Source organism: Variovorax sp. P4_D9, assembly GCF_056401695.1.
Map to the genome: position 1 here is coordinate 1 of NZ_JBFUIU010000535.1, position 6,264 is coordinate 6,264.

Sequence of the window (6,264 nt, forward strand, 5' to 3'; positions counted from 1 at the left end):
CGCTTGGGGCGGCCCGCCTTCAAGGGCGTCAGCGAATCGAGCGCCGCGCGCAGGGCGGGTGCCGGCAATGCCTGAAGCGCATGCAGACCGGCGCGCAGCAGTTCGCTCTTTTTCGTCGGTCGCTTGAACTTCAGCGCGCGGTCCTTCAGGCTGGCGATCAGTGCGTAGTCTTCTTGCGGCATGGTGAAGCTGTCTCGCACCAGCTTCTCCTTGGGCTTGACCGCCTTCTTGCCGACTGTCGCTGACTTCTCGGCAGCCTTGGCTGAGAGCTTCTTGGCAGTGCCGCTCGATTTTTCCGTCTTCGACGGCGGTGCCACCGACACCGGCGGGGTGGTAGTGGAAGATGCCTCTGTGTGGGCGGGGAGCGTCTGGCTGGATGTGCTGATCAGAATCGTCATGAGTGCGAGTGAATGGTGTAAACGATTTATACCGTATAGCTCGCATCGCGTCATGTCTTTCGCGAGGCGCCCGCGTCAATTCAGAGGGCGCCTTGGTGGCTACAGTGCCTTGAGCTGAAGCTTTCCGTCCGTTGTCTGGAACGTGTCGGCACCGCTCGAAGTGACGCTCCTTCCGGTTTCCAATCGGTACTCCGTCGCAACTTCCTCGGGAAGGCGTGCATCGCCATCACCAGGGCTTGCCTCGAGATACTCGGTGTACTTCACCACAACGTGCCGTTTTCCGACCTGGTCCGTGACCTCAATGTGCTCTGTGCGTGTCTTTCTGCGGTGTGGCATGGGTTTTCCCTCCAGGTCGATCCGCAATGGCTGACCACTGCAAGAACGGCGTGTTGAGTCAATTCAAGAGGCGATCTGCAGTTGGTCGAGGTCCAGCAGCAGATAGCTGGCGGAGCGGCCGGCTTTGCGGTTTCCGTCGTCACTGACGATGATGATTCTTGCCGTTCCGTCGATCATCGCCGGGCTCACTCCTTCTGCACGCTCGAGGCTCGGCAGACCTGGAATCGTGACGCGACGCACCGAGCCTTGTGGCTGGCCGTTCCAGAGCCAGAGGGCGAACTCGCCGGCTTCACGCGAAACCGGCCCACTGACGATGAGGTACTCGCCGAGGGTGGGAACATACGACAAGCCGCGAATCCCGTGGCCGCCCAGATCCAGTTCGGACAAATCGGCCGACAGCCGCGGTGACTCGTCACCTTCGAAGATCCCGGCCGGATTCTCGACGCTGGCGATGATCGCGCGCCCTTCGCGCAGCGGGCTTCTGAAGCCGATCAGCAGTCGTTGCGCGTCCGGGCTGATTTCCAATGCCTCGATATTGAGCCCGCCAGCGGCTTTGACATCCCGGATCTTGGCTGCCGAAGCAAGCAGAGGATGCTTCGCCGTCATGGCACGCTTCAAGCCCTCGACCACCTTGCGGTCCACGACTCGATCTCCTTCGAGCCGGAATCGGACCAGCCTTTCGCGCGACTGCTTCTCGTCGCCATCGTCGTCTCGGGAATGCGAGGTGATGGCGTAGACGAAGCCTGCCCGGTCCAGCGCAAGTCCTTCGAGGTCGTCGAGCTTCCAGAAGTCGCTGAAGATCTGAAGCAGCCCAGGCGTGAGTTCGGCACTGTCGACACGTCCATCGCCTCTGATCGTGACCAAACTGAGGGGATGGCTCTTTTCGTCCTCGACCACAAGAAAGCGCCCATCAGGCAACTGCTGGATCGCCGACGGCTCATAGATGCCGGTCAGGGGCTGGAAAGCGGGAGGAGTTCTTTGCGCCACGCAAGCATTGTCATCCCCTGCGTCCCATTTCCGTCGTCCGCAGGTGAGTTGAAGCCGGGCAGGGTGTCGACGATTGTGAAGACTGCGTCGAAATGTCACAACACCTCGCTAGCATGGCCTCGATGAACGATTTTCGGGAATTCACGCGTCGCCGCTTCTTCGGTGCTGGGTGCGTCGCCACGCTCGCGGCGATCGGCGCGCAGCCGAGTGTCTCCATGGCTCAAACCCGCGCTCCCCAGCCGAGCGCCACGAGAGTGACCCAGCTCCTCGACATGTCGCCCGATCAGCAGGAACTCTCGCGCGACTACGCCACCGGCGTTCGCCTTGCCTTTGCCGAGCTTCGAAAGGCGAACATCGCCGCACCTCAGCTGACCACCATTGAAACCGACGGCAGCGCGTCCGCTGTGCGCGCGGCGATCCTGGGTGTGAAGAACGATCCAAGCCAGGTCGCTTTGCTGGGTGCGGTCGGCGAAGGTCTGGCGCTGGCAAGCCTCAAGGAGTCGGCCCAGGCGCAGCTGGAAATCGCTCATGTCGCGCCGTGGCTCGCAGATCCGCGATACGACCAGGATCGTCACCTGATTGCGCTCTTCGCATCTCGCGCGGAGCAGATGCGCCAGGTACTCAAGAGTCTCGCCGTCATGGGTGTCAGCGAACTTGGTGTCGTCTATCCGAGTCCGTTGCACGCCGAGGCGCTGCAGGCCGGGACGGCCGCGCTCACAGAGCGCCTTCAGGTCAAGGTGCGCGCCCTGACTGTCCCGGTGGGTCAGGACATGGCGCAGTTCGCGTCGCAGCTCAAAGCGACGGACCCCTTCTTCCTGCTGTTCATGGGCGCGAGCATCGAGCTCGCGCAATTCACTCGCGGCTTGAGTCAGCGAGGCGCGCCGCGCTACGTGATCTGCTTGGCCGACGTGGACACCACGACCTTCATGCAGTTGGACCCGGGCAAGAAGGTGCCGATCATCTTCACGCAGGTCGTTCCCAATCCTCGCTCCAGCAAGGTGCCGATCGTTCGGGCCTACCGCGATGCGCTCGGGCGACTCTTCGACGAGCCGCCCTCGCCGGTCAGCCTGGCAGGCTACATTGCTGGCCGCTACGCGGCGACCGTGCTTGGTGGCATCGAGCCGAACGCGGGACGGGCGAAGGTTCTCGCGGAATTCCAGCGGCGGCGACCGGTCCAACTGGACGGATGGCGCGTGGAATTCGAAGACAGCGGCCGAGGCAGCAGCTATGTCAGCCAGTTGCTGCTGAACGCGCAGGGTGCCTTCATCGGATGAGGAGTCTCACCGGATGTCGACCAGTCGCCCGCGCTGACCGTCGAGCAGGCATGGTGAGCTCAGGCGCGGCGCACCAGCCATCCCACGATCGGTGGCGGCAGCGTGGAAGCCATGATCGCGCTGTCGATCATGCTGGTGGCCGGCGAGGCGCTGCGCAACCGGCAGACGCTGGCGCGCAGATGGCCCGCGTTGGTGGCGTTCCTGTTCGGACTGGTGCACGGCCTGGGGTTCGCCGGCGTGAGGGAGATCGGCCTGCCCGACAACTACCTCTGGGTCGCGTTGCTCACTTTCAATGTCGGCGTCGAGATTGGCCAGTCGATGACAGTGGCCGCCGCCTGGCTGGTCTACCTCGGGGTCCGGCGCCTGCCGGCGATGCCACTGGCGCGCCATGCATCGCTCTATGCGATCGGAACCCTGGCGCGTCGTGCGCGCGCATCGTCGCAATCCTGGGCTGACGCCTCGCGCACGCCATCGCCGCCATCGTTGGCAGCAAGTTCAAAGCCGTCAACAGTCGAGACCGCAACTTCTCGGCCGGAAAGTTCGATGCGCCTCAGAGGCAGCAGAGCATTCGACGCTTCTACTTTGATGCGATGGAGACTGCAGCAGATCGCAGATCGCAGATCGCAGATCGCAGATCGCACGCGGCCCGCGGAGGTCGAGGCCAAGACCGAGCGGTTAACGGGCCAATGTCTTCTTCGCGATATTCCCGTTCGCTTCATGCGCCGACTCGGCCAGAGTATCGGCAGAGTCGACGAACCCGAAAATCCGCCAGACTATCCGTGCTGCAGAACGCCACTCGCGCATCGGCAACAATCGACGATTCGGGCGAACCCCGCGGCGCCCCGGACGTGCTCGCTTGTACGTCCGCGCAACCGAACGCCAGGGCGCCGCACGCCTGACCTCGATCACCAGCGTTCTACAAAAAGGGAACCCCTGTTATGAACAAGACTGAACTCGTCGCCGCCATCGCCGCGGATACCAACCTCACCAAGGCCGACGCAGCCCGGGCATTCGATTCCGCGCTCGAGCACCTGGCCGGCGCCTTGGCCAAAGGCGAGGCCGTGCAGTTGATCGGCTTCGGCAACTTCACCGTTTCGAACCGCGCCGAGCGTTCCGGCCGCAATCCGTCGACCGGCGAGCCGATGACTATCAAGGCGAGCAAGGCTGTGAAGTTCACTGCCGGCAAATCCTTGAAGGACGCGGTGAACGCAGCCGGGTGATGTGACGTCGCTTCGTGTCCTTATTCGGGATCTCCTTGGTGTCAGAGCGCGGCCTTCAAAGCTGAAGCTCAAGCAAGGCTCGCCGCATGACGCCCGCGTCGGCGTCGAGCCCCGTCCAGTGCTTGATGCCGATCACGCCTTGGTTGACCAGCATCCCCAGCCCGTCGGCGACCCGGCAGCCACGGACTCTGGCAGCACGCAGCAAGTGGGTCATGGGCGGGTTGTGAATGCCGTCGGCCACGACCATGTGCGGCAGCAGCGTGGCCATGTCGATGTCGGGCGTCTCGTCGACGTTGGGGTACAGGCCCACCGAGGTGGCATGGATCACAAGGCTCGTGTCCGACGGCACGCGGAAGGTGCCTACCCAAGGCACGTAGGTGGCGGCGGCTGGTGTATTTCGACGTAGCAGCTCCGCCAACGCCTCACCCCGCTGGCGCCCGCGGTTGACGATGCTGATCCGTTCGGTGCCGGCCAGCGCGAGCTCGACGGCCACTGCGCGTGCCGCCCCGCCAGCACCAAAGACAAGCGCCGTCTTGCCGGCGGGATCGACCACCTCGCGCAGGGCCTGGACAAAGCCTTGGCCATCGGTGTTCTCGCCGATCAGTTCTTCGCCACGGCGGACGATGGTGTTGACCGCACCGATGATGCGCGCGGAGGCGCCCAGGCCGTCGAGATGTTCGATCACAGCGACCTTGTGCGGGATCGAGCAGTTGAAGCCACGCCAGCGCATGGCCCGCGCACCTCGGACCGCATCCCCCAGCCGATCGGGATGCACTTCGCAATTGAGGTAGCGCCAGTTGAGTCCGAGTTGCCGATAGGCCGCCTCCATCATCACGACGGTCGGGTTTTCGGCCGCGGGCATTGCAAAGGAGCCGGTGAGAGGGTGCAGGAAGTCATGCGCCATGGGAGTCACTTTATGGAGATCAGGTTGGAGAGGGAAGCGTTGCGTCTTCAGCCGCATCTGAGGGTTGCCCAGCGGCGCCATCTTGACGCGGCTCAGCGCCTGCCGGTGGCACGGTCGCGGCTACTTCTTGTAGGATTACCGCATGCTTGGTGCCATCCGATGCGAAAGGAGGGATGATCGATGCGGCCCTGGCTCGAAACCGTCGTGGTGCCCACGGACCGCTCGTGGCTGCTGTTCGACCGCCAGTTGCCTGAATTTCCATTCAACTGGCACTATCACCCGGAGTTCGAGTTGACGCTGACGCTCAACAGCGAAGGCATGCGCTTCGTGGGAGATCACACCGAGCGCTACGGCGATGGTGACCTCGTGCTGATGGGGCCGAACCTGCCCCATGCCTGGCAATCGAGTCGCACGACCGCCGGACCGATGCACCGCGCGCTGGTCTGCTGGTTCACCGAGGCCTGGATCGCCGCGCTGTTGAACGAGTCACCGGAACTGGACCCGCTGCGCCGACTTCTCGAGGTCTCACGCAGCGCCTTGGTGTTCGGCGGCGAGACGCGTGCCCACGCCACGCGCCAGATGTTGGCGCTGGTCGGTGCGACGCCAGAACGGCGCTGGCTGGGGCTGATGGAAGTTCTGATGACGCTGTGCTCGGACCCGGCGCGGGCGACGCTGGCCACGACCTCGATCACACCTTCAGGAAGTTCACGCGAACGTCTGCGGCTTTCGCAAGTGCTGGATTGGCTCAATGGGCACTACACCGAGCCGGTGGACGTCGAGCATCTGGCGATGTTGGCGCATCTCAGCACCAGTCAGCTTCAGCGCCTGTTCAAGCGCAGCACGCGCATGTCGATCAGCGCCTACGTGGCGCAAAGGCGCATCGGTCATGCCTGCGCACTGCTGGCGCAGGGCGGCCGCACGGTGGCACAGGTCGGTGAGCGGGTCGGCTATCGCGAGCCAGCCCACTTCACTCGGCAATTCAGTGCAGCCAAAGGCTGCACGCCCAGCGTCTATCGGCGCCTGTTCGACTCGGCCGGGCCCTGATGACCTGAGTTGGGCTACGAAGGCACTTCGAGGCAGTTGGGATTGCTGCTTGGTTGCTGAGCTACAGCAAGATGCCGTTGGATTCGGCAGTCGGCATGATC

General features: G+C 63.8%; 6 protein-coding genes and 2 pseudogenes. 4 read left to right on the forward strand and 4 right to left on the reverse strand.

The annotated features are described in order from the left end of the window. The 3 genes and pseudogenes from AC1DY5_RS37915 to AC1DY5_RS37925 form a co-directional block, all read right to left on the reverse strand. Positions 1-452, reverse strand: a pseudogene (locus AC1DY5_RS37915) (hypothetical protein); the annotation flags it as partial. Positions 453-497: 45 nt separating this feature from the next. Beyond that, positions 498-734 carry a hypothetical protein gene (locus AC1DY5_RS37920; RefSeq protein WP_478119615.1) on the reverse strand — a complete coding sequence of 79 codons (237 nt, stop codon included), beginning with the start codon at positions 732-734 and terminating at the stop codon, positions 498-500. Between the two features lie 63 nt (positions 735-797). Next, positions 798-1,721: a DUF3616 domain-containing protein gene (locus AC1DY5_RS37925; RefSeq protein WP_478119616.1), complete on the reverse strand. Its 924-nt coding sequence runs from the start codon at positions 1,719-1,721 to the stop codon at positions 798-800. 122 nt (positions 1,722-1,843) lie between these two features. On the opposite strand from AC1DY5_RS37925, the gene AC1DY5_RS37930 reads away from it, so the two are divergent. From AC1DY5_RS37930 to AC1DY5_RS37940, 3 genes and pseudogenes are all read left to right on the forward strand, one after another. Next, a complete protein-coding gene (locus AC1DY5_RS37930; RefSeq protein ID WP_478119617.1) occupies positions 1,844-2,995 on the forward strand; it encodes an ABC transporter substrate-binding protein in 1,152 nt (383 codons plus the stop codon). A gap of 111 nt (positions 2,996-3,106) precedes the next feature. Further along, positions 3,107-3,343: pseudogene (locus AC1DY5_RS37935) on the forward strand (HupE/UreJ family protein); the annotation flags it as partial. Positions 3,344-3,933: 590 nt separating this feature from the next. Continuing rightward, a complete protein-coding gene (locus tag AC1DY5_RS37940) occupies positions 3,934-4,215 on the forward strand; it encodes an HU family DNA-binding protein (protein WP_478111921.1) in 282 nt (93 codons plus the stop codon). Between the two features lie 55 nt (positions 4,216-4,270). Here AC1DY5_RS37940 and aroE read toward each other — a convergent pair whose 3' ends face one another. Beyond that, on the reverse strand, positions 4,271-5,200 hold the full coding sequence (gene aroE, locus AC1DY5_RS37945; protein WP_478119618.1) for a shikimate dehydrogenase: 930 nt from the start codon (positions 5,198-5,200) through the stop codon (positions 4,271-4,273). Between the two features lie 99 nt (positions 5,201-5,299). On the opposite strand from aroE, the gene AC1DY5_RS37950 reads away from it, so the two are divergent. Continuing rightward, positions 5,300-6,163 (forward strand): helix-turn-helix domain-containing protein, encoded by an 864-nt coding sequence (locus AC1DY5_RS37950; protein ID WP_478119619.1) that lies wholly within the window; start codon positions 5,300-5,302, stop codon positions 6,161-6,163. Positions 6,164-6,264 lie beyond the last annotated feature (101 nt).